2 tRNA genes are annotated in these 461 nt (G+C 47.3%); both read left to right on the forward strand.

Annotation, left to right across the window (positions count from 1 at the left end):
* Positions 1 to 45: 45 nt before the first annotated feature.
* Positions 46 to 122 (forward strand) — tRNA-Met (locus UF06_RS18615).
* A gap of 34 nt (positions 123 to 156) precedes the next feature.
* Positions 157 to 232: transfer RNA gene (locus tag UF06_RS18620), tRNA-Gly, on the forward strand.
* Positions 233 to 461: the final 229 nt, after the last annotated feature.

Raw genomic sequence — 461 nt, forward strand, 5'->3', positions numbered from 1 at the left:
AAGTAAAATGGTATAGTACTTATCGTGCTTAACGGTAATATCGGACGCGGGATGGAGCAGCTTGGTAGCTCGTCGGGCTCATAACCCGAAGGTCGTTGGTTCAAATCCAGCTCCCGCAACCACATTCTGTATTAAGTGCTCCGGCATTTAATCATTGCGACACTAGCTCAGTTGGTAGAGCGCAACCTTGCCAAGGTTGAGGTCACGAGTTCGAACCTCGTGTGTCGCTCCAAATTGAATTTGTCATCGTGCTTAACGATGAAATGCGACACTAACTCAGTTGATGAGCAAACCTTGCCAAGGTTGAGGTCACGCCTTTTTGTTTTAAAGAAGTGAACCTCGTGTGTCGCTCCATTTTCTCTTAAGTAAAATGGTATAGTACTTATCGTGCTTAACGGTAATATCGGACGCGGGATGGAGCAGCTTGGTAGCTCGTCGGGCTCATAACCCGAAGGTCGTTG

The organism is Vibrio sp. S234-5, assembly GCF_000960595.1.
In the GTDB taxonomy this organism is placed as follows: Bacteria; Pseudomonadota; Gammaproteobacteria; order Enterobacterales; family Vibrionaceae; genus Vibrio.